This window comes from Alteromonas sp. DYW1 (assembly GCF_059752595.1).
This window is the reverse complement of sequence record NZ_CM186038.1, coordinates 3,378,023-3,398,381: the sequence shown is the minus strand read 5'-3', so window position 1 is coordinate 3,398,381 and position 20,359 is coordinate 3,378,023. Positions and strand designations below refer to the sequence as shown.

The 20,359-nt window shown below is 46.7% G+C and carries 14 protein-coding genes; 12 read left to right on the top strand and 2 right to left on the bottom strand.

Annotation, left to right across the window (positions count from 1 at the left end; translation table 11 throughout):
* Positions 1-76: 76 nt before the first annotated feature.
* Positions 77-709: a glutathione S-transferase family protein gene (locus tag AC121Z_RS15445; protein ID WP_498125104.1), complete on the bottom strand. Its 633-nt coding sequence runs from the start codon at positions 707-709 to the stop codon at positions 77-79.
* A gap of 330 nt (positions 710-1,039) precedes the next feature.
* On the opposite strand from AC121Z_RS15445, the gene AC121Z_RS15440 reads away from it, so the two are divergent.
* Positions 1,040-2,812 carry an ATP-binding protein gene (locus AC121Z_RS15440; RefSeq protein ID WP_498125103.1) on the top strand — a complete coding sequence of 591 codons (1,773 nt, stop codon included), beginning with the start codon at positions 1,040-1,042 and terminating at the stop codon, positions 2,810-2,812.
* Between the two features lie 64 nt (positions 2,813-2,876).
* On the opposite strand, the gene AC121Z_RS15435 is transcribed toward AC121Z_RS15440, so the two are convergent.
* A complete protein-coding gene (locus tag AC121Z_RS15435) occupies positions 2,877-3,119 on the bottom strand; it encodes a hypothetical protein (RefSeq protein WP_498125101.1) in 243 nt (80 codons plus the stop codon).
* Positions 3,120-3,208: 89 nt separating this feature from the next.
* Between AC121Z_RS15435 and AC121Z_RS15430 the strand changes: the two genes are divergently transcribed.
* From AC121Z_RS15430 to tuf, 11 genes are all read left to right on the top strand, one after another.
* On the top strand, positions 3,209-4,510 hold the full coding sequence (locus AC121Z_RS15430) for an MFS transporter (RefSeq protein ID WP_498125099.1): 1,302 nt from the start codon (positions 3,209-3,211) through the stop codon (positions 4,508-4,510).
* A gap of 170 nt (positions 4,511-4,680) precedes the next feature.
* On the top strand, positions 4,681-5,109 hold the full coding sequence (gene rplK, locus AC121Z_RS15425) for a 50S ribosomal protein L11 (RefSeq protein ID WP_100657849.1): 429 nt from the start codon (positions 4,681-4,683) through the stop codon (positions 5,107-5,109).
* Between the two features lie 4 nt (positions 5,110-5,113).
* Positions 5,114-5,806 carry a 50S ribosomal protein L1 gene (rplA, locus tag AC121Z_RS15420; protein WP_498125097.1) on the top strand — a complete coding sequence of 231 codons (693 nt, stop codon included), beginning with the start codon at positions 5,114-5,116 and terminating at the stop codon, positions 5,804-5,806.
* 272 nt (positions 5,807-6,078) lie between these two features.
* Positions 6,079-6,597, top strand: a complete 519-nt coding sequence (gene rplJ, locus AC121Z_RS15415) for a 50S ribosomal protein L10 (protein WP_100643685.1) — start codon at positions 6,079-6,081, stop codon at positions 6,595-6,597.
* A gap of 54 nt (positions 6,598-6,651) precedes the next feature.
* Positions 6,652-7,026, top strand: a complete 375-nt coding sequence (gene rplL, locus AC121Z_RS15410; RefSeq protein WP_498125095.1) for a 50S ribosomal protein L7/L12 — start codon at positions 6,652-6,654, stop codon at positions 7,024-7,026.
* Between the two features lie 283 nt (positions 7,027-7,309).
* Entirely contained in the window at positions 7,310-11,335 is a 4,026-nt protein-coding gene (rpoB, locus tag AC121Z_RS15405) for a DNA-directed RNA polymerase subunit beta (protein WP_498128279.1), read from the top strand.
* Between the two features lie 100 nt (positions 11,336-11,435).
* Positions 11,436-15,617 (top strand): DNA-directed RNA polymerase subunit beta', encoded by a 4,182-nt coding sequence (gene rpoC, locus AC121Z_RS15400; protein WP_498125093.1) that lies wholly within the window; start codon positions 11,436-11,438, stop codon positions 15,615-15,617.
* 168 nt (positions 15,618-15,785) lie between these two features.
* A complete protein-coding gene (gene rpsL / locus AC121Z_RS15395; RefSeq protein WP_100643688.1) occupies positions 15,786-16,160 on the top strand; it encodes a 30S ribosomal protein S12 in 375 nt (124 codons plus the stop codon).
* A 71-nt stretch (positions 16,161-16,231) separates the two neighbouring features.
* Positions 16,232-16,702, top strand: a complete 471-nt coding sequence (gene rpsG / locus AC121Z_RS15390; RefSeq protein WP_100643689.1) for a 30S ribosomal protein S7 — start codon at positions 16,232-16,234, stop codon at positions 16,700-16,702.
* 24 nt (positions 16,703-16,726) lie between these two features.
* On the top strand, positions 16,727-18,829 hold the full coding sequence (gene fusA / locus AC121Z_RS15385) for an elongation factor G (protein ID WP_498125091.1): 2,103 nt from the start codon (positions 16,727-16,729) through the stop codon (positions 18,827-18,829).
* A 60-nt stretch (positions 18,830-18,889) separates the two neighbouring features.
* A complete protein-coding gene (tuf, locus tag AC121Z_RS15380) occupies positions 18,890-20,074 on the top strand; it encodes an elongation factor Tu (protein WP_498124906.1) in 1,185 nt (394 codons plus the stop codon).
* The last annotated feature ends 285 nt before the right edge of the window (positions 20,075-20,359 follow it).

Sequence of the window (20,359 nt, the reverse complement as noted above, 5' to 3'; positions counted from 1 at the left end):
AATTGCACAAGCGATGATAAACAACACCTACTTACGACTTTTGCCAACCCTAAAAGTTTCTGTAGTACACCAAAAATCACCCCTGCAGTTGGCTTTTTGCTTGCGCTTCAAAGTCCTTGGCGCGCTGTAATGCTGGTCTTTTCAGCACTCGCTCAGCATAAGCTTCAATGGCTGTATGTGAGATCGTCTGCTTGGCGTTTTGGGCCCACATAAGAATTTGCCCGATGATAATGTCGGCTACGCTAAATTCATCGCCCAAGATAAAATCATTCTCAGCTAACAATGCATGTAGAGTTTTCAGTGCTTGCTGAAATTCCCATTGCGCGACTTCAATTATTGCCGGTATGCGTTTTTCCTCGGGGAACACGAAGGTGTGTTTGGCAATGGTCCACAATGGTTGCTCTAATTCTGTTAGGGCGAAATACATGGCTTGTTCAAAGCGTCCACGCTCGCTTGATCCGCACACAGGGATCATGCGGCCAACCTTATCTGCCAGGTGGGTTACAATGGCGCCAGACTCTGCAATCACTAGGTCACCATCTTGAATGGCAGGAACTTTACCTAATGGTGAAATGCTGCGGTAAGCGGGTTGTTTATGCTCACCCTGATATAGATTGATAAGTTGATATTCGTAGGGAATGTTGAGTTCTTCAGCAGCCCACGTTATGCGTAACCCTCGGGTGCCAGGAAAGCTTAAGATTTTTAACATGGGTAAATTTCCTTACCTTAATTCATCGCTATGTGGATTATGCGAGTATAAGCTAACATTCCTGCGTGTAACGCCTTAATTTGAAACAAAAGGTTTTTGCAGGTCTCTTGAGCCGGTTTTGGGCAGAGAGTTTAGCCGATTGTTAGATAGCTTCTGAACTGTTAATCAATAATTGGGGTGGTTGATTATTGGTAAGAGACTGGGTTTGTCCTTGGTATAATAAACGGCTGTTTACTGCGCATAATGATTAACACAGTTGTACAACAAACTGTTCAATTCTCGATAGCAGCATGGCAAGAGTCTGCTGAGTGACGTTAAATAGCGGGCGATATGGAATCTGACATAAGTAAAGTATCAATTCACGATCAACAATTGGATCTACTGGTAAGTTCGACGTCCAAGGTCACTTACGTCTTTCCTATTACCGCAAGTGTGTTAGTTGCCGTTTTTCACTCTCAAGTGCCATTGATGCAACTTTTCGGCTGGTGGTTGGCCGTTATTCTCTGTAGCGCACTGCGCTTCAGCGTGCTTCGGCGTTATCGTCGTAACAGGATAAATGGTAGTACCTATCAACAATGGCTAAAGGCACTGTTAACGGTTGATGTCTGTAACGGGTTAACCGCCGGCATGTGCGCCATGTTTGTGATGTATTTACCGCTAGAGTTTGAGCTCTTGGTGCTGGTAGTTCTGATTGCCATAACCATGGAGAGTGTCGGTGCTCAATCAGCTATTAAAGCTTCTTTCATCTGCTTTGTGTTACCGCTGTTCTGCGCCATGATTTTTTGGTTGTTGCTGGTGGGCGGGCAACTGAATTACGTGATTGCGTTCCTTGCGTTGGTACACTTAGTTTTGTTGTGGGGGAATTTTAAGTCACTTAATACGACGATTCAGCGCAACTTTGATTTGGCGCTTAAGAACCAACGTTTGAATGTTGAATTGCAACAAACTAATCAAGAGCTATCGTTGTCACGCGATCAAGCGATGCAAACCAATTTAGCCCAGTCAAAGTTCATCGCTGATATGAGTCATGAATTGCGCACGCCCATGCAAGGCCTGCTTGGCTCCATTGAATTAGCCAGACAACAATCGACTAATCCTAGGACTGCCAAGACGTTGCAAACTGCTCAGGCTGCAGGTGTCACTTTATTAAACTTGCTTAATGGCATTTTAGAGCTCAGTCGAACGGAAGCAAAGATGCAATCGCAAAGCACTGAGCCTTGCAATTTAGGTGCACTCTGCCAAGAGCTTCTTGATTTAGTGGCCATAACAGCTGAGACCAAAGGGCTCAGTATTTCAATGCATACCGAAGGCACATTGCCGAGAGTGGTGCAAATAGATAAAAACAGGCTTTCGCAAATCGTATTAAACTTTCTGTCTAATGCAATAAAGTTCACTGATAAAGGGTATATCCAACTCTCGTTGAGACAGCTCGCGGCACGGCCAGCTCGCTTTATGATTACGGTCAGAGATACTGGCGTAGGGATCGAAAAAGCAGAAATCCCCCACGTATTTGAACGCTTTAAACAATTACCCGAGGGGCGAGAAAAAGGCGGCTCAGGCCTTGGTCTAGCTATCTGTGCTGAACTTTGTCGCGCAATCGGAGCTGAAATTAAAGTGAATAGCACCGTCGGCATGGGCAGCGAATTTTCCATTGTATTCACTGCTGATGCTCAGGATCCAACAGCGCCGCAAATTCAGCATGCAACTGAAACTCCTGATGCAGATGTGAGTCATTTGCGGGTTCTAGTTGCAGAGGATGAACCCCTCAGTCGACTGGTGTTAGAAGCGTTTTTTAATAACCTAAGGATCCAACCACACATAGTGGTGAATGGAGAGGAAGCGTTGGCTACGTGCATGGAACAAGCATTTGACGTGATCCTGATGGATTGTCAAATGCCAAGACTGAATGGGATCCAAGCCAGCCAAAAGATCCGCGAGGCCTGTTCACTGAATGCGAAGAGTTACATAGTTGCTATGTCTGCTCATATTGAGGCTCAAGATGCCGAAGTAGTCAAAGCGGCGGGTGTAAATCTACTGCTGGGCAAACCCATCGAACAACAACAGCTAACCCAAATTTTACAACAGGTTGGCGCTAAGAAGTGACTTGTCGCTCATGCCGAGCCGAGGTTCTAATGCTGGCGATTGGTTGCATATTCTGTGGCGTATATTATCGCTTCTTATTGCTTTTGCGATAGAGATAAAATGCAGCGCCTAAACAGCCAAATGTAAAGCCAAGGGCCAATAGTTTAACCCTACGGTAGGTTGAGGGTTGGCTGTCACCTGACACAAATGTGCCTTGTTGACTGACATGCGTTTTACCGGCGACGTAGCCACCTTGTTGAAAGAGTCCATAGGTGACATAGCTGGCAAAAAGGCCAAGCAAAAAGAAAAAGATAGCTGCTGATTTCACAATGACCTCGTTAGGCTAAAGGCAAGTTCCTGATATCTTATTCGCACGCGCTATTGTGCCTTTCTCAACGCTGCCTATACACTATAGTCATGAACGCATTTCTATCACTTTACATCACCAATTTATTTTTGGTTGCTGGCACTGGATTGCTAACCACTTATGTCGCTCTTTATATGGGTGGTAAAGGTATTGCGACCACCTGGATTGGTTTGTTGTCTTCGTTTTACTACGTCGGGCTACTATTTGGTTCGCGGGTGGGTTACTACTTTATCAAGTCGGTGGGTCATATTCGGACATATGCTGCCAGTACCGCTATAGTGATTGCATGCGTTGCATTACACGGCATTTCTGCCGACATCTATTTGTGGTTCGCGCTGCGCTTGATCGTGGGCATGGCAATGATGTGCAATTATATGGTGCTTGAAAGTTGGCTCAACGAACAAGCAAATCCCGACCAACGCGGGCGAGTCTTTTCGTTTTACATGATCACATCTTATATCGGTATGATTGCTGGTCAGTATGCGTTAGCGAAGTTCCCTGAACTTGGTTATGCACCCCTATTTTTGGTGTGTTTTGCCGTGGCTATAGGGATTGTGCCCATTGCGATCACGCGACGCATTCACCCCCAACCATTAAAGCCCGTTAACATTAGCTTTTTTGCGTATATTAAACTCGTACCGCAGTCCTTAACCGGAGTACTGTTTGCGGGCATTATTAGTGGTAGCTTTTATGGTCTAGCCCCTACCTTTGGTCGGGAAGCGGGTTTCACTTCAGCGCAAATTGCGAACTTTATGACATTAACGATTCTCGCGGGCTTATTAGCGCAATGGCCGATGGGGTTATTATCGGATCGCTTTACCCGTAGCAGGTTAATGCGCATGAACGCGGTGTTTATCGGTGTGGCAAGCTTAGCCTTATTTGTATTACCGGTAAGTGTGCAGACAAGCCTAGTCTTCACCTTTGTGTTTGGTCTGTTCGCGTTTACTTTGTATCCGTTGGCCTCGGCAATGTCGAATTCGCGGGTATCCGATGACGAACGCGTCGGTTTGTCAGCAGCATTGCTGATTTCCTTTGGGGCTGGCGCAAGTTTAGGGTCTTTCCTTCTAGCGAAGGTCATGACCATATTTGGCTATCAGGCCTTGTATGCCGCGATAGCACTACTCACAGTTGTTATGTTTGTTTTGCTAACCTTGATAAACGCGCGTCAAAAAGCGGAGAAACCAACATCGTCTGATTACATTGTTACAGTACCTGATATTACGTCATCACCCATGGTGGCAAGCTTTGACCCACGTATTGAAGAAGCTACTGCACACGAACAATTGTTAGACGAAAATGACGCTGCACCCGCCACGGAAATTGAAGACACATACAGCGAGCCGCCCCGATAACATGTCGAGGATAAGTTTTGTTGAAAAAACACGCGATTTTTCGTAAACAGCGCTTGCACAATACTTAATCATCTCCTATACTTCGCGACCCTAAATTTTATCGGGGAGCCGATTGAGCAAGTAATCTCGATACTTGCGAGGCGCTTTACCCAAACTGAGAGATTGTCAAAATGGCTAAAAAAGTATCTGGCTATATCAAGCTACAAGTGGGTGCTGGTGCAGCAAACCCAAGTCCTCCTGTTGGTCCAGCATTGGGTCAACACGGTGTTAACATCATGGAATTCTGTAAAGCGTTTAACGCGAAGACAGAAAGCCTAGAAAAAGGTGCTCCGGTTCCTGTTGTTATCACTGTATATGAAGATCGTTCATTCACGTTCGAAACACGTACGCCTCCTGCGTCTTTCCTATTGAAGAAGGCAGCCGGTATCAAGAGCGGCTCTGGCCGTCCTAACACTGAAAAAGTGGGTACAGTTACACGTGCACAATTAGAAGAAATTGCGAAAGCTAAAGAGCCAGACTTAACAGCGGCCGACTTAGACGCAGCAGTAAATACCATCGCGGGCTCTGCTCGTAGCATGGGTTTGAACGTAGAGGGCTAAGCGAATGGCAAAGTTAACAAAACGCGCTCGTCTAATCGCAGAAAAAGTAGACTCAACTAAAGAATACGCAATCTCAGAAGCAGTAGCGTTGTTGAAAGAACTCGCAACAGCTAAATTCCCTGAGAGCATTGACGTTGCTATCAACCTTGGTATCGACGCTAAGAAATCTGACCAAAACGTACGTGGCGCTACTGTACTACCTAACGGTACTGGTAAAGACGTTCGCGTTGCAGTATTCACTCAAGGTGCTAATGCTGAAGCCGCGAAAGAAGCTGGTGCAGACGTGGTTGGTATGGATGACCTTGCTGAGCAAGTGAAAAAAGGCGAAATGAACTTCGACGTAGTTGTTGCTAGCCCAGACGCAATGCGCGTGGTTGGTCAACTCGGTCAAATCTTAGGTCCACGTGGCCTTATGCCGAACCCTAAAACTGGCACTGTAACGCCTGACGTTGCAACTGCAGTTCGTAACGCTAAAGCGGGTCAGGTTCGCTACCGTAACGATAAGAATGGTATCATTCACGCGTCAATCGGTAAGATTGCGTTCGAAGAAAACCAAATCAAAGAAAACCTTGAAGCGCTATTGGATGCATTGCGTAAAGCGAAGCCTTCATCTGCGAAAGGTACATACATCAAGAAAGTTAGCTTAAGCACTACGATGGGTGCTGGCGTTGCACTGGATCAGTCAACACTTAGCTAAAATCTCTGTAAAAAATATGGGTTGGAGCCGCAGCTAACATTGTGGCTCCCGTCCAAGACCGCAGGTGCGGTGCGGTAGAAGAGGTAAGAGACCTTCTACATTAACGCTCGCTTAATTAATTGCCTGCGCAGACGGTGGTTTCGACTCAGACTCTCTGGGGTAACGAACACCGTAGAGCGGTACTTACGATAAGTGATTATCAAAGTATCAATCTGTGAACCCTGATAAACAACCTTTTGAGTGCGTTTATCAGATACAAAGAGGTGAACTCAGTGGCACTAGGCTTAGCAGCAAAGAAAGAGATCGTAGCGGAGATTAACGACGTTGCATCTCGAGCTCTATCCGTTGCCGTCGCTGAATACCGTGGGATGGAAGTTGCAGAACTGACTGACCTGCGTGTTAAAGCTCGTGAACAAGGTGTTTACTTACGTGTTGTACGTAACACTCTTGCTAAACGTGCTCTAGCAGACAGTAAGTTTGCAGACCTTGATAGCGCGCTAACTGGCCCGCTTATCTATGGCTTCTCTATCGATGCACCAGGCGGTGCAGCGCGTTTGTTTAAAGACTACGCGAAAGGTAATGACAAGCTTAAGGTTACAGCTCTTTCATTAGGTAGCGGTCTATTGGGTCCAGAGAAATTGGATTCTGTAGCTTCACTACCGACTCGCGACGAAGCGCTTGCAAAACTTCTTGCAACCTTCAAAGCACCGGTTGGCAAATTCGTTCGCACTATCAACGAAGTTCCAACCAAGTTTGTGCGCGTATTGGCGGCGATCAAAGACGAGAAGTAATTCTCGTTTTTGGCATAGTAATTTTTTTAACATTAAACCCAGGAGTTTAGAGACATGGCTCTAACTAAAGAAGATATCTTAAACGCGATTGCTGAAATGCCAGTTATGGAACTGGTTGAGCTAATCGAAGCAGCTGAAGAAAAGTTCGGCGTTGATGCATCTGCTGCTGTTGCAGTAGCTGCTGGTCCTGCTGCAGCTGCAGAAGCTGTAGAAGAGAAGACTGAATTCGACGTAATCATGACTTCATTCGGTGCGAACAAAGTTGCTGTTATCAAAGCAGTTCGCGGCGCAACTGGTCTTGGCTTGAAAGAAGCTAAAGAAGTAGTTGAGTCTGCTCCTAAAGCAATCAAAGAAGGCGTTTCTAAAGACGAAGCTGAAGCACTGAAGAAAGAGCTTGAAGAAGCTGGTGCAGAAGTTGAAATCAAGTAATTTGGTTTAACCAATTTACTTGGCTGAAAGGCTTGGGCTGGTGATTTATTGATCACCAGCCTTTTTGCGCTGTAGAGATTGACGTTTTCTGCCCTGAAATTCTCTACGATAAAGTGCATGGGAGTCCCAAAAATAGATTAAAAAACCAACGTCTTAGCTATCGATTGTTTAAGAATTTGGTGTAAGCTAGTGGGATTGCCCTAAATTAGGGTACTAGAAGTTTGTTACAGCAGTGCGCACTGGTGTGGCAGGTCGGGTCAAAAATCAGCAGGCTGAGGGACCAATGGTTTACTCTTATAGCGAAAAGAAACGTATCCGTAAGGATTTTGGCAAACGCCCACAGGTATTGGAAATTCCATACCTTCTTTCAATCCAGCTTGATTCCTTTAAAAAGTTTATTGATATCGATCCTGATGGTCAATATGGCTTGGAAGCAGCATTTCGTTCCGTATTCCCCATAAAAAGTTATTCGGGTAACTCAGAACTTCAGTACGTGAGTTACCGGTTAGGTGAGCCGGTGTTTGACGTTAAAGAATGTCAAATCCGGGGTGTTACCTACTCTGCACCGCTAAGAGTTAAACTTCGTTTAGTGTTGTTTGATAAAGAAGCAGCACCGGGCACGGTTAAAGACATTAAAGAACAAGAAGTCTACATGGGTGAAATCCCATTAATGACTGAGAACGGTACTTTTGTGATCAACGGTACTGAGCGTGTAATTGTATCTCAGTTGCACCGTTCGCCAGGTGTGTTCTTTGATCATGACAAAGGTAAAACACACAGCTCGGGTAAAGTGTTATACAACGCTCGAGTGATCCCTTACCGTGGTTCTTGGTTAGATTTCGAATTTGATCCAAAAGATAACTTATTCGTGCGTATAGACCGCCGTCGTAAGTTACCTGCAACTATCATCTTGCGTGCGCTCGATATGAGCACCGAGCAGATCCTTGAAGAGTTCTTCGAGTCTGTGCAGATTCGTTTTGAAGATGAGCGTGCCATGATGGAAGTTGTGCCAGACCGCCTACGTGGTGAAACTGCACAATTTGATATCATTGACGCGGACGGCAACGTTCTGGTTGAAACTGGCCGCCGTATCTCTGCGCGTCACACACGTGCACTAGAAAAAGCGAAAATTACTGAACTAGAAGTACCAATGGAGTACTTGGTTGGTAAAGTTTACGCCAAAACCTATATCGATGAGTCGACGGGCGAAGTCATTGTTAATGCTAACGATGAAGCAACGCTCGAGAACATGCAGGCACTAAAAACTGCAGGTATCACTGAAGTACAAACCTTGTACATCAATGAACTTGACCATGGTTCGTATATCTCTGACACGTTACGCATTGATTCAACTGAGTCGCGCTTAGACGCATTGGTTGAGATCTATCGCATGATGCGCCCGGGTGAGCCACCAACAAAAGATGCCGCAGAAACTTTATTTGACAACTTATTCTTCTCTGACGACCGTTATGACTTGTCATCGGTTGGTCGTATGAAGTTTAACCGTCGTTTAGGTCGTGAAGAATTAACCGGCGCTGGCACTCTGCAGAACGAAGATATCATTGCGGTAATGAAGCAATTGATCACTATTCGTGACGGTAAAGACGATGTTGATGACATCGACCACTTAGGTAACCGCCGTATCCGCTCTGTGGGCGAAATGGCTGAAAACCAATTCCGTGTTGGTCTAGTACGTGTAGAGCGTGCGGTTAAAGAGCGTTTGAGCTTAGGTGATCTTGATGCGGTAATGCCACAAGATTTGATCAACGCGAAGCCAATTTCTGCTGCGGTTAAAGAGTTCTTTGGCTCAAGCCAGTTGTCACAGTTCATGGACCAAAACAACCCATTGTCAGAGGTTACGCACAAGCGTCGTATTTCTGCTTTAGGTCCAGGTGGTTTGACGCGTGAGCGTGCAGGCTTCGAAGTGCGTGACGTACACCCAACGCACTACGGTCGTGTGTGTCCAATCGAAACACCTGAAGGTCCAAACATCGGTTTGATCAATAGCTTATCAAGCTTTGCGCGTACCAATGATTTCGGTTTCCTTGAAACTCCTTATCGTCGCATTGTTGACGGTAAAGTGACGGACGATATTGATTATTTATCAGCGATTGAAGAAGGCCAATTTGCGATTGCACAGGCTAACGTCGAGCTAAACGGTGATGAGCTAGCGGAAGATTTGATCCCTTGTCGCCACCGCGGTGAAACGACCTTGATGCCGAAAGAAGACATCAAGTACATGGACGTTTCACCTCAGCAAATCGTGTCAATTGCGGCGAGTATTATCCCGTTCCTAGAACACGATGACGCCAACCGTGCCTTGATGGGTTCGAACATGCAACGTCAGGCTGTGCCTACCTTGCGTGCTGATAAGCCGTTGGTTGGTACTGGTATGGAGAAGACCGTTGCGGTTGACTCTGGTGTAACTGTAGTAGCGAAGCGTGGCGGTGTTATCGACTATGTTGATGCCAGCCGTATCGTGGTTAAGGTTAATGAAGAAGAGATGGTCGCTGGTGAAGCGGGTATCGACATCTACAACCTTACTAAGTACACACGTTCTAACCAGAACACCTGTATTAACCAAAAGCCTACCTGTAACGTTGGTGACCCAATTGTAGCCGGAGACGTTCTTGCTGATGGTCCATCGACTGACTTGGGTGAATTGGCTCTTGGTCAGAACATGCGTATCGCGTTCATGCCTTGGAATGGTTACAACTTCGAAGACTCGATCTTGATTTCAGAGCGAGTTGCACAGGAAGATCGTTTCACGACAATTCACATCCAAGAACTCAGCTGTATCGCGCGTGATACTAAGCTTGGTCCAGAAGAAATCAGTGGTGACATCCCGAATGTCGGTGAGTCTGCATTGGGTAAGTTGGATGAATCTGGTGTCGTTTACATCGGTGCAGAAGTGAAAGGCGGCGATATTCTAGTAGGTAAAGTAACCCCGAAAGGTGAAACCCAGCTAACGCCAGAAGAAAAACTATTGCGAGCGATCTTTGGTGAGAAAGCCTCTGACGTAAAAGATACGTCATTGCGCGTTCCAAACAGCGTTCACGGCACAGTTATCGACGTGCAAGTCTTTACTCGCGACGGTGTAGAAAAAGACAAGCGCGCGCTAGAAATCGAAGATATGCAGTTGCGTCAGGTTAAGAAAGACTTATCTGATGAGTTCAATATCTTAGCTGACGGTATCTTTGCTCGTGCACAGAATCTATTGCTTAAGAATGGCGTTGATCAGGCGAAGCTTGATGGCATGCCGCGTGAGAAATGGTTCGACATTCCGTTGAAAGACGAAGATGCACAAAACGAACTGGATCAAACGGCTGAGCAGTACACCGCTACTAAAGACGACTTCGATAAGAAGTTTGAAGCTAAGCGTCGCAAGATCACTCAAGGTGATGACCTAGCGCCAGGCGTGTTGAAGATTGTTAAAGTATACCTTGCGGTTAAACGTCACATTCAGCCTGGAGATAAGATGGCTGGACGTCACGGTAACAAGGGTGTTATTTCAACCATCCAACCGGTTGAAGATATGCCATACGATGAGAACGGTACGCCGGTCGACATCGTATTGAACCCTCTAGGTGTACCGTCGCGGATGAACATTGGTCAGATCCTTGAAACTCACTTGGGTATGGCTGCACATGGCATCGGCGCGAAAATTGATCGCATGCTTAAAGAGCAAGAAGAAATGGCCAAACTGCGTGCCTTCATTAAAGAAGTTTACGAGTTAGGTGATTCACACCAGGAAGTTGATATCGATAGCTTCTCTGATGATGAAATCAAGCGTCTTGCAGATAACCTACGTAAAGGTCTTCCAGTAGCGACACCAGTATTTGACGGTGCCCGTGAAGACGAGATTAAGCAAATGCTTAAGTTGGCTGATTTGCCAGAAAGTGGGCAAATCACCTTGTTTGACGGTCGTACCGGTCGCGCGTTTGAGCGTCCAGTAACGGTCGGCTACATGTATATGTTGAAACTTAACCACTTGGTTGACGACAAGATGCACGCCCGTTCTACCGGTTCGTACAGCTTGGTTACACAGCAGCCATTGGGTGGTAAAGCACAGTTCGGTGGTCAGCGCTTCGGTGAGATGGAAGTGTGGGCCCTTGAAGCATACGGTGCGGCATATACGCTACAAGAAATGCTTACTGTTAAGTCAGATGACGTTAACGGTCGGACGAAGATGTATAAGAACATCGTCGATGGTGATCACAGAATGGAGCCAGGCATGCCTGAGTCGTTCAACGTATTGTTGAAGGAAATCCGTTCACTCGGTATCAATATCGAGTTAGAAGAACACTAATCGAGCCGTTGGCTGACCTTTCTGACTGAAAGGTGTTTGTTTGAGTGAGGCCCGGTTCATGAGCCGGGTCTATTAAGACTGACTCCGTTGGGAGAAAATAGTGAAAGATTTACTTAAGTTTCTGAAGCAACAGAATAAGACAGAAGAATTCGATAACATTCGTATCGGTCTTGCATCACCAGATATGATCCGTAGTTGGTCATTTGGTGAGGTTAAAAAGCCAGAAACCATTAACTACCGTACGTTCAAGCCAGAGCGTGACGGTCTTTTCTGTGCCCGCATCTTCGGCCCGGTGAAGGACTATGAGTGTTTGTGTGGTAAATACAAGCGCTTGAAGCACCGTGGTGTTATCTGTGAGAAGTGTGGTGTTGAAGTTACCTTAACCAAAGTGCGTCGTGAGCGTATGGGCCATATTGAATTGGCTAGCCCGGTAGCACACATTTGGTTCCTAAAATCATTACCGTCACGCATCGGTTTGATGCTTGATATGACGTTACGTGATATCGAACGTGTATTGTATTTCGAAAGCTATGTGGTGACTGAACCTGGTATGACTGATTTAGAGCGTGGTCAGTTATTGGGTGAAGAAGAATACCTCGACGCGTTGGAAGAGCACGGTGACGAGTTTGAAGCGAAAATGGGTGCCGAAGCAGTCTTTGAATTGCTTAAGCATCTTGACGTTGACGCTGATGTTGCGTCTATGCGCGAAGAGTTACCTAGCATAAACTCTGAAACTAAGCGCAAGAAAATCACTAAACGTTTGAAATTATTGGAAGCATTCCAACAGTCAGGTAATTCACCAGAGTGGATGATCATGACCGTATTGCCGGTGCTTCCGCCTGATTTACGCCCGTTAGTACCGCTAGACGGTGGTCGTTTTGCAACTTCAGATCTAAATGATCTGTATCGTCGCGTGATCAACCGTAATAACCGTTTGAAGCGTCTATTGGACCTTGCTGCACCGGACATCATCGTACGTAACGAAAAGCGTATGTTGCAAGAAGCGGTTGATGCGTTGCTAGACAACGGTCGTCGTGGTCGTGCAATCACTGGCTCTAACAAACGTCCATTGAAATCTTTGGCTGACATGATCAAAGGTAAGCAAGGTCGTTTCCGTCAGAACTTATTGGGTAAACGTGTGGATTACTCAGGCCGTTCAGTAATCACGGTTGGTCCTACTCTGCGCTTACACCAGTGTGGTTTACCGAAGAAGATGGCGCTAGAGTTATTTAAGCCATTCATCTACGGCAAATTAGAAGGTCGTGGTTTAGCCACAACTATCAAAGCCGCTAAGAAGTTAGTTGAGCGCGAAGCACCGGAAGTATGGGATGTTCTTGATGACGTTATCCGCGAACACCCAGTGTTACTTAACCGTGCACCAACACTTCACCGTTTGGGTATCCAAGCGTTTGAACCGACCCTGATCGAAGGTAAAGCGATCCAGTTGCACCCATTGGTGTGTGCGGCTTATAACGCTGACTTCGACGGTGACCAAATGGCGGTTCACGTACCATTGACGATTGAAGCACAGCTTGAAGCTCGCGCGTTAATGATGTCTACCAATAACATTCTTTCGCCAGCGAATGGTGAGCCAATCATCGTTCCTTCGCAGGACGTTGTATTGGGCTTGTATTACCTTACGCGCGATAAAGTGAATGGATTGGGTGAAGGTATGGTATTTACCTCACCAAACGAAGCTGAGAAAGCGTATCGCACGGGTAATGCAGAACTGCATTCACGCGTTAAAGTCCGTATCACTGAGCATGACATTGCTGAAGATGGCACCAAGACTGAGAAGGTCACCCTAACCGACACTACTGTTGGTCGCGCTATCTTCTCATTGGCATTGCCTGATGGTGTACCGTTTGAGCTGATCAACCAAGCAATGGGTAAGAAGCAAATTTCTAACCTATTGAATGCTTGTTACCGCTCATTGGGTCTTAAAGACACCGTAATCGCAGCTGACCAAATCATGTATACCGGTTTCCACTACGCTATGATTGCAGGTGCGTCAGTTGGTATCGATGACATGGTTATCCCGGATGCGAAGAAAGACATCATTGATGCCGCTGAAGCTGAAGTAATTGAGATCCAGGAGCAGTTCCAATCAGGTCTTGTTACCGCAGGTGAGCGTTACAACAAAGTTATCGATATTTGGTCAAATGCCAATGAAAAAGTCGCCAAGGCGATGATGGATAACTTGAAGACTGAAACCGTGAAAAATAAAGACGGTGAAGACGAAGAACAAACGTCTTTCAACTCAGTCTTTATGATGGCTGACTCAGGGGCTCGTGGTAGTGCTGCGCAGATCCGTCAGCTAGCAGGTATGCGTGGTCTGATGGCGAAACCAGACGGTTCAATCATCGAGACGCCAATTACGGCTAACTTCCGTGAAGGTCTAAACGTACTACAGTACTTTATTTCTACGCACGGTGCGCGTAAAGGTCTTGCCGATACCGCATTGAAAACCGCTAACTCAGGTTATCTAACCCGTCGTCTAGTAGACGTTGCGCAAGACTTAGTGATTACTAACGTTGATTGTGGCACATTCGAAGGCGTCAAGATGACACCACTGATTGAAGGTGGTGACGTTGTTGAGCCATTGCGTGAGCGCGTATTGGGTCGTGTGGTCGCAGAAGACGTAATGAAGCCTGGCACTGACGAAGTGTTGGTTGCACGTAACGAAATGCTCGATGAGCAGATGGTTGACATCCTCGAAGCTAACAGCATCGACCAAGTGATGGTGCGTTCAGTAATTACCTGTGACAACGACTTCGGTGTTTGTTCGCAGTGTTATGGTCGTGACCTTGCACGTGGACACATGGTTGGTCAAGGCGAATCTGTTGGTGTTATCGCGGCGCAGTCAATTGGTGAGCCAGGTACTCAGCTTACGATGCGTACCTTCCACATTGGTGGTGCGGCATCACGGGCATCAGCAGAAAACAGTGTACAGGTTAAAACGAGCGGTAGCTTGAAGCTGCACAACGCCAAGTTTGTCCGTAATACTGACGACAAAGTGGTTATCGTTTCACGTTCGACTGAAATTACGATTATCGATGATCAAGGCCGTGAGAAAGAGCGCTATAAAGTGCCTTACGGTGCAATCCTAACTGTGGATGATGGTGCAAGTGTTGAAGCTGGCGAAATCGTTGCAAACTGGGATCCGCATAGTCACCCAATCATTGTTGAACGTGCCTCTAAGATCACGTTCTCTGATATCGACGATTCAAACACTGAGATGCAGCAAGACGAGCTTACCGGCTTGACTCGTATCGTAGTGAAAGATCTTGCTAAGGTTAACGCGAAAGAGCCTAAATTGATCCTTGAGTCTGACGAAGTTGGTCTGCAAGAAATTCGCCTGCCTAGCTTTACCACGATTGAAGCGGCAGAAGGCAAAGTGGCTAATGCTGGTGACGTGCTTGCACGTATCCCGCAAGAATCTTCGAAAACTCGTGACATCACCGGTGGTCTACCGCGTGTTGCTGACTTGTTCGAAGCGCGTAAGCCAAAAGAGCCTGCAATCCTTGCTGAGGTGAGCGGTACCATTGGTTTTGGTAAAGAAACTAAAGGTAAGAAACGTTTAGTTATCACTGGTCCAAACGGCGAGCACTATGAAGAGATGATCCCGAAATGGCGTCAGCTTAACGTGTTCGAAGGTGAATCAGTTGAGAAAGGTGAAGTTATCGCTGATGGTCCTGAGTCACCGCATGACATCTTACGTCTACGTGGTATCAGTGCAGTTGCTAACTACATTGTTAACGAAGTACAAGAAGTTTACCGCCTACAGGGTGTTAAAATTAACGACAAGCACATCGAAGTGGTTATCCGCCAGATGCTGCGTAAGTGTATTATCACTGCCCCGGGTGACAGCCAGTTCTTGGAAGGTGAACAGCTTGAAGTCTCTCAAGTTAAGATCGCTAACCGCGAATTAGAGCGTCAAGGTAAACTACCAGCATTGTATGAAACACAATTGCTCGGTATTACTAAAGCTTCATTGTCGACCGAATCGTTTATTTCTGCGGCTTCGTTCCAGGAAACAACGCGCGTATTGACAGAAGCGGCAGTACAAGGCAAAGAAGACGATCTACGTGGCTTGAAAGAGAATGTTATCGTTGGCCGATTGATCCCAGCAGGTACAGGTTTCGCGTACCATCAGAAGCGTGCTGCAGCTAAGCTTGCAAACGTGGAAGAGACCTCAGTTTCAGTATCTGAAGCTGAAGCGGCATTAACCGAAGCCTTAAATGCTGAGTCAACAGATCAAGAAGCGGGTACTGAAGAGTAATCAGAACGTACCACTGACAAGCCGGCGAATTACTCTCGCTGGCTTGACAGTTCATTAATTGATCTTTAATATTCCGCGTCCCAAAAAATGGGCGCGGTTTTTTGTATAACCGTGAGCGACCTTAAACAAGCGTTCAAGGTTTTTTGTTTTTTAATCAGGAGCTAGTTAATGGCAACAGTTAACCAGTTAGTGCGTAAGCCACGCCAAAAGCCCGCTGCCAAGAGCAACGTAGCGGCATTGCAGGCTTGCCCACAGCGTCGTGGTGTATGTACTCGCGTATATACAACTACGCCTAAGAAGCCGAACTCAGCATTACGTAAAGTATGCCGTGTTCGTTTGACCAACGGTTTTGAAGTTTCTTCATACATCGGTGGTGAAGGTCACAACTTACAAGAGCACAGCGTTGTATTGATTCGCGGTGGTCGTGTTAAAGATCTACCAGGTGTTCGTTATCACACTGTTCGCGGTACTTTGGACTGCGCAGGTGTAAACGATCGTAAACAAGCCCGTTCTAAGTACGGCGCGAAAAGGCCTAAGTCTTAACGGTTCTCCGTTAGTAAGGCCAAACTGAAATTTGAGTTTTGGGTAATCCCTGAATTCCACGGAGAATTAAGATGCCAAGAAGAAGAGTCGTAGGTCAACGTAAAATCCTACCTGATCCTAAGTTCGGATCACAGCTACTCGCTAAGTTCATGAATGTCGTTATGCTCGACGGCAAGAAATCAACCGCTGAGAAAATCGTTTACGGTGCGCTCGATATTGTTGCTGAAAAAACCGGCAAGGCACACCTTGATGTATTTGAAGATGCACTAGACAACATCCGCCCAACTGTGGAAGTTAAATCACGCCGTGTGGGTGGTTCTACTTACCAAGTACCGGTAGAAGTTCGTCCAGTTCGTCGTAATGCATTAGGTATGCGTTGGATGGTAGAAGCTGCACGTAAGCGTGGTGAGAAGTCTATGGCGGCGCGTCTAGCAGCTGAAATGCTAGATGCATCAGAGAACAAAGGCTCTGCAGTGAAGAAACGTGAAGACGTTCACCGCATGGCTGAAGCGAACAAAGCATTCGCTCACTACCGCTGGTAATCACGGTTTAATTGAGAGCGATTCATGGCGCGTAAAACACCCATTGAGCGATACCGAAATATCGGTATCGTGGCTCACGTTGATGCAGGTAAAACTACAACAACTGAGCGCGTATTGTTCTATACCGGCTTATCTCACAAAATTGGTGAGGTACATGACGGTGCTGCAACAATGGACTGGATGGAGCAGGAGCAGGAGCGTGGTATTACTATCACCTCGGCTGCGACTACTTGTTTCTGGGCTGGTATGCAGCAGCAGTTTGAACAACATCGTATCAACATCATTGACACTCCAGGGCACGTTGACTTCACTATTGAGGTTGAGCGTTCACTGCGGGTACTCGATGGTGCCGTTGTGGTGTTTTGCGGTTCGTCAGGGGTAGAACCTCAATCTGAAACCGTATGGCGACAAGCCGACAAATATCACGTACCGCGCATGGTTTTCGTCAATAAGATGGATCGTGCCGGTGCGGATTTTATGCGCGTCGTTGAGCAAATTCGCAAACGACTAGGCGCAACTTGCGTACCGATCCAAATGAATATCGGTAGCGAAGAGAATTTTAAAGGCGTTATAGACCTGTTCAAGATGAAAGCCATTAATTGGAATGAAGCTGATCAGGGTATGACGTTTACTTACGATGAGATCCCAGCCGATTGCCTCGCGCAAGCTGAGAAGCTTCGTACCGAAATGATCGAAGCCGCAGCAGAAGCCTCTGAAGCGCTTATGGACAAGTACCTCGAAGGTGAGGAATTGACCGAGCAAGAGATCAAAGAAGGCTTACGTACTCGCACATTAAATAATGAGATTGTCTTAGCGACGTGCGGTTCTGCATTCAAAAACAAAGGTGTACAGGCTGTCCTTGATGCAGTCATCGAGTTCTTGCCGGCACCGATCGACATTCCAGCCATCAATGGTGTGCTCGAAGACGGGAATGATACTCCGGCTGAACGTCATGCTGACGATAATGAGCCGTTCTCGGCTTTGGCATTCAAGATTGCCACTGACCCATTTGTAGGCACATTAACGTTTTTCCGTTGTTATTCAGGTGTCATAAAAACCGGCGATACTGTGTTCAATCCGGTTAAAGGCAAACGGGAACGTTTTGGTCGTATCGTGCAAATGCACGCGAAAGACCGTGAAGAATTAAAAGAAGTGCGTGCCGGTGATATCGCCGCGGCGATCGGCATGAAAGATGTAACCACAGGCGATACCCTATGTGATCCGAATCACATTATAACTCTTGAGCGCATGGAATTCCCCGAGCCGGTGATCTCTATCGCGGTGGAGCCCAAATCAACGGCTGATCAAGAAAAGATGGGTATAGCGTTGGGTAAGTTAGCGGCAGAAGACCCATCATTCCGTGTTCATACGGATGATGAAACCGGGCAAACGATTATTTCCGGGATGGGTGAACTACACCTTGATATTATCGTTGATCGCATGAAGCGTGAATTTGGTGTGGTTTGTTCTGTGGGTAACCCTCAGGTGTCTTACCGTGAAACGATCCGCAAGTCTGTGGAAGTGGAAGGTAAGTTTGTGCGTCAGTCGGGCGGTCGCGGTCAGTTTGGCCATGTCTGGTTACGCCTTGAGCCACAAGAAGAAGGTGCAGGCTACGAGTTTGTTAACGCCATTGTTGGCGGTGTAATACCAAAAGAATTTATACCCTCGGTTGATAAAGGCATCGAAGAACAGATGCGCAACGGGGTGGTAGCAGGATATCCGGTGCTAGATGTGAAGGTCACTTTATTCGATGGTTCTTACCATGATGTTGACTCTTCAGAAATGGCGTTTAAGATTGCCGGTTCAATGGGCTTCAAGAATGGAGCTGAACAGGCGAATCCGGTGTTACTCGAACCAATTATGAAGGTTGAAGTAACCACGCCGGAAGACTGGATGGGTGATGTGGTTGGTGACTTAAATCGTCGCCGCGGCATCATTGAAGGCATGGATGAAGGTGTTGCTGGTGTGAAAATTGTTCGCGCTAAGGTACCGCTTTCAGAAATGTTTGGATATGCGACGGACTTACGTTCTGCAACGCAAGGGCGAGCGTCGTATTCTATGGAGTTTTTCAATTACGCAGAGGCGCCTAATAATGTGGCCAAAGCGATTATTGAGGCGAGACTGTAACGTTTTAAAGGTTCGGTCCGGTCTATGTTGGGTCGGGCTTTAAATTAGGAAGCGAGAAAAATGGCAAAAGAAAAGTTTGAACGTACGAAACCGCACGTTAACGTTGGTACAATCGGCCACGTTGACCACGGTAAAACTACGCTAACTGCAGCAATCACTACCGTACTAGCTAAAACTTACGGTGGTTCGGCACAAGCATTCGATCAAATCGATAACGCACCAGAAGAGCGTGAGCGTGGTATCACAATCGCGACTTCACACGTTGAATATGACACGCCTACACGTCACTACGCACACGTAGACTGTCCAGGACACGCTGACTATGTTAAAAACATGATCACAGGTGCTGCACAGATGGACGGCGCAATCCTAGTAGTAGCGGCGACTGATGGTCCTATGCCACAGACCCGTGAGCACATCCTATTAGGTCGTCAGGTAGGTGTACCTTACATCATCGTATTCATGAACAAGTGTGACATGGTTGACGATGAAGAGCTTCTAGAGCTAGTCGAAATGGAAGTGCGTGAATTGTTGTCTGAGTATGAATTCCCAGGTGACGACTTACCAGTCATCCAAGGTTCAGCGCTTAAAGCACTAGAAGGCGACGCAGAGTGGGAAAAGAAAATCATCGAGCTAGGTGAAGCGCTTGATTCATACATCCCAGAGCCAGAGCGTGCGATTGATAAGCCGTTCATTCTTCCAATCGAAGACGTATTCTCAATCTCAGGTCGTGGTACTGTTGTAACAGGCCGTGTAGAGCAAGGTATCGTTAAAGTGGGTGAAGAAGTAGAAATCGTTGGTATCAAAGAGACGACGAAGACGACTTGTACGGGTGTAGAGATGTTCCGTAAGCTTCTAGACGAAGGCCGTGCAGGTGAGAACGTTGGTGTTCTACTACGTGGTACTAAGCGTGACGAAGTTGAACGTGGTCAAGTATTGGCGAAGCCAGGTTCAATTACTCCACACACGAAGTTCGAAGCAGAAGTATACGTACTAAGCAAAGACGAAGGTGGCCGTCACACGCCATTCTTCAAAGGCTACCGTCCACAGTTCTACTTCCGTACAACTGACGTAACGGGTGCTGTTGAGTTGCCAGAAGGCGTAGAAATGGTAATGCCAGGCGACAACTTGAAGTTTGTTGTTGAACTAATTGCACCAATCGCGATGGACGAAGGTTTACGCTTCGCAATCCGTGAAGGTGGCCGTACAGTAGGTGCGGGTGTTGTATCAAAAATCATCGAGTAATCGATTGATTTAACAACACGTTAGATTGAAGAAGGCGCTCTTGTAGCGCCTTTTTTGTGCCTGTCGTTTAGCTTCAGTTCTTCGACTCACGCCTTTTGCATTGGGAAGCGAATTTCTCAGCAAACCCGCGGTGAATACATCCCTGTGCGCTTGATATCGCCATCCATGGCTCCAACAGTTTGCGGAAAAACTCACTCCCCAACGCAGCGGCTAGCACCGTTGTATAGCTCAACCATTCGAGTAATTCTAGCTCGTAGGGCGGGGAGGCTGTTCAGTTTCCCGAGT

What these genes read in the sequence shown, in the direction of transcription:
- rpsL (WP_100643688.1), top strand. Translation starts at nt 15,786, where the DNA reads ATGGCAACAGTTAACCAGTTAGTGCGTAAGCCACGCCAAAAGCCCGCT.
- rpsG (WP_100643689.1), top strand. Translation starts at nt 16,232, where the DNA reads ATGCCAAGAAGAAGAGTCGTAGGTCAACGTAAAATCCTACCTGATCCT.
- AC121Z_RS15430 (WP_498125099.1), top strand. Translation starts at nt 3,209, where the DNA reads ATGAACGCATTTCTATCACTTTACATCACCAATTTATTTTTGGTTGCT.
- rplA (WP_498125097.1), top strand. Translation starts at nt 5,114, where the DNA reads ATGGCAAAGTTAACAAAACGCGCTCGTCTAATCGCAGAAAAAGTAGAC.
- fusA (WP_498125091.1), top strand. Translation starts at nt 16,727, where the DNA reads ATGGCGCGTAAAACACCCATTGAGCGATACCGAAATATCGGTATCGTG.
- AC121Z_RS15445 (WP_498125104.1), bottom strand. Translation starts at nt 709, where the DNA reads ATGTTAAAAATCTTAAGCTTTCCTGGCACCCGAGGGTTACGCATAACG.
- rplK (WP_100657849.1), top strand. Translation starts at nt 4,681, where the DNA reads ATGGCTAAAAAAGTATCTGGCTATATCAAGCTACAAGTGGGTGCTGGT.
- tuf (WP_498124906.1), top strand. Translation starts at nt 18,890, where the DNA reads ATGGCAAAAGAAAAGTTTGAACGTACGAAACCGCACGTTAACGTTGGT.
- AC121Z_RS15440 (WP_498125103.1), top strand. Translation starts at nt 1,040, where the DNA reads ATGGAATCTGACATAAGTAAAGTATCAATTCACGATCAACAATTGGAT.
- rpoB (WP_498128279.1), top strand. Translation starts at nt 7,310, where the DNA reads ATGGTTTACTCTTATAGCGAAAAGAAACGTATCCGTAAGGATTTTGGC.
- rplL (WP_498125095.1), top strand. Translation starts at nt 6,652, where the DNA reads ATGGCTCTAACTAAAGAAGATATCTTAAACGCGATTGCTGAAATGCCA.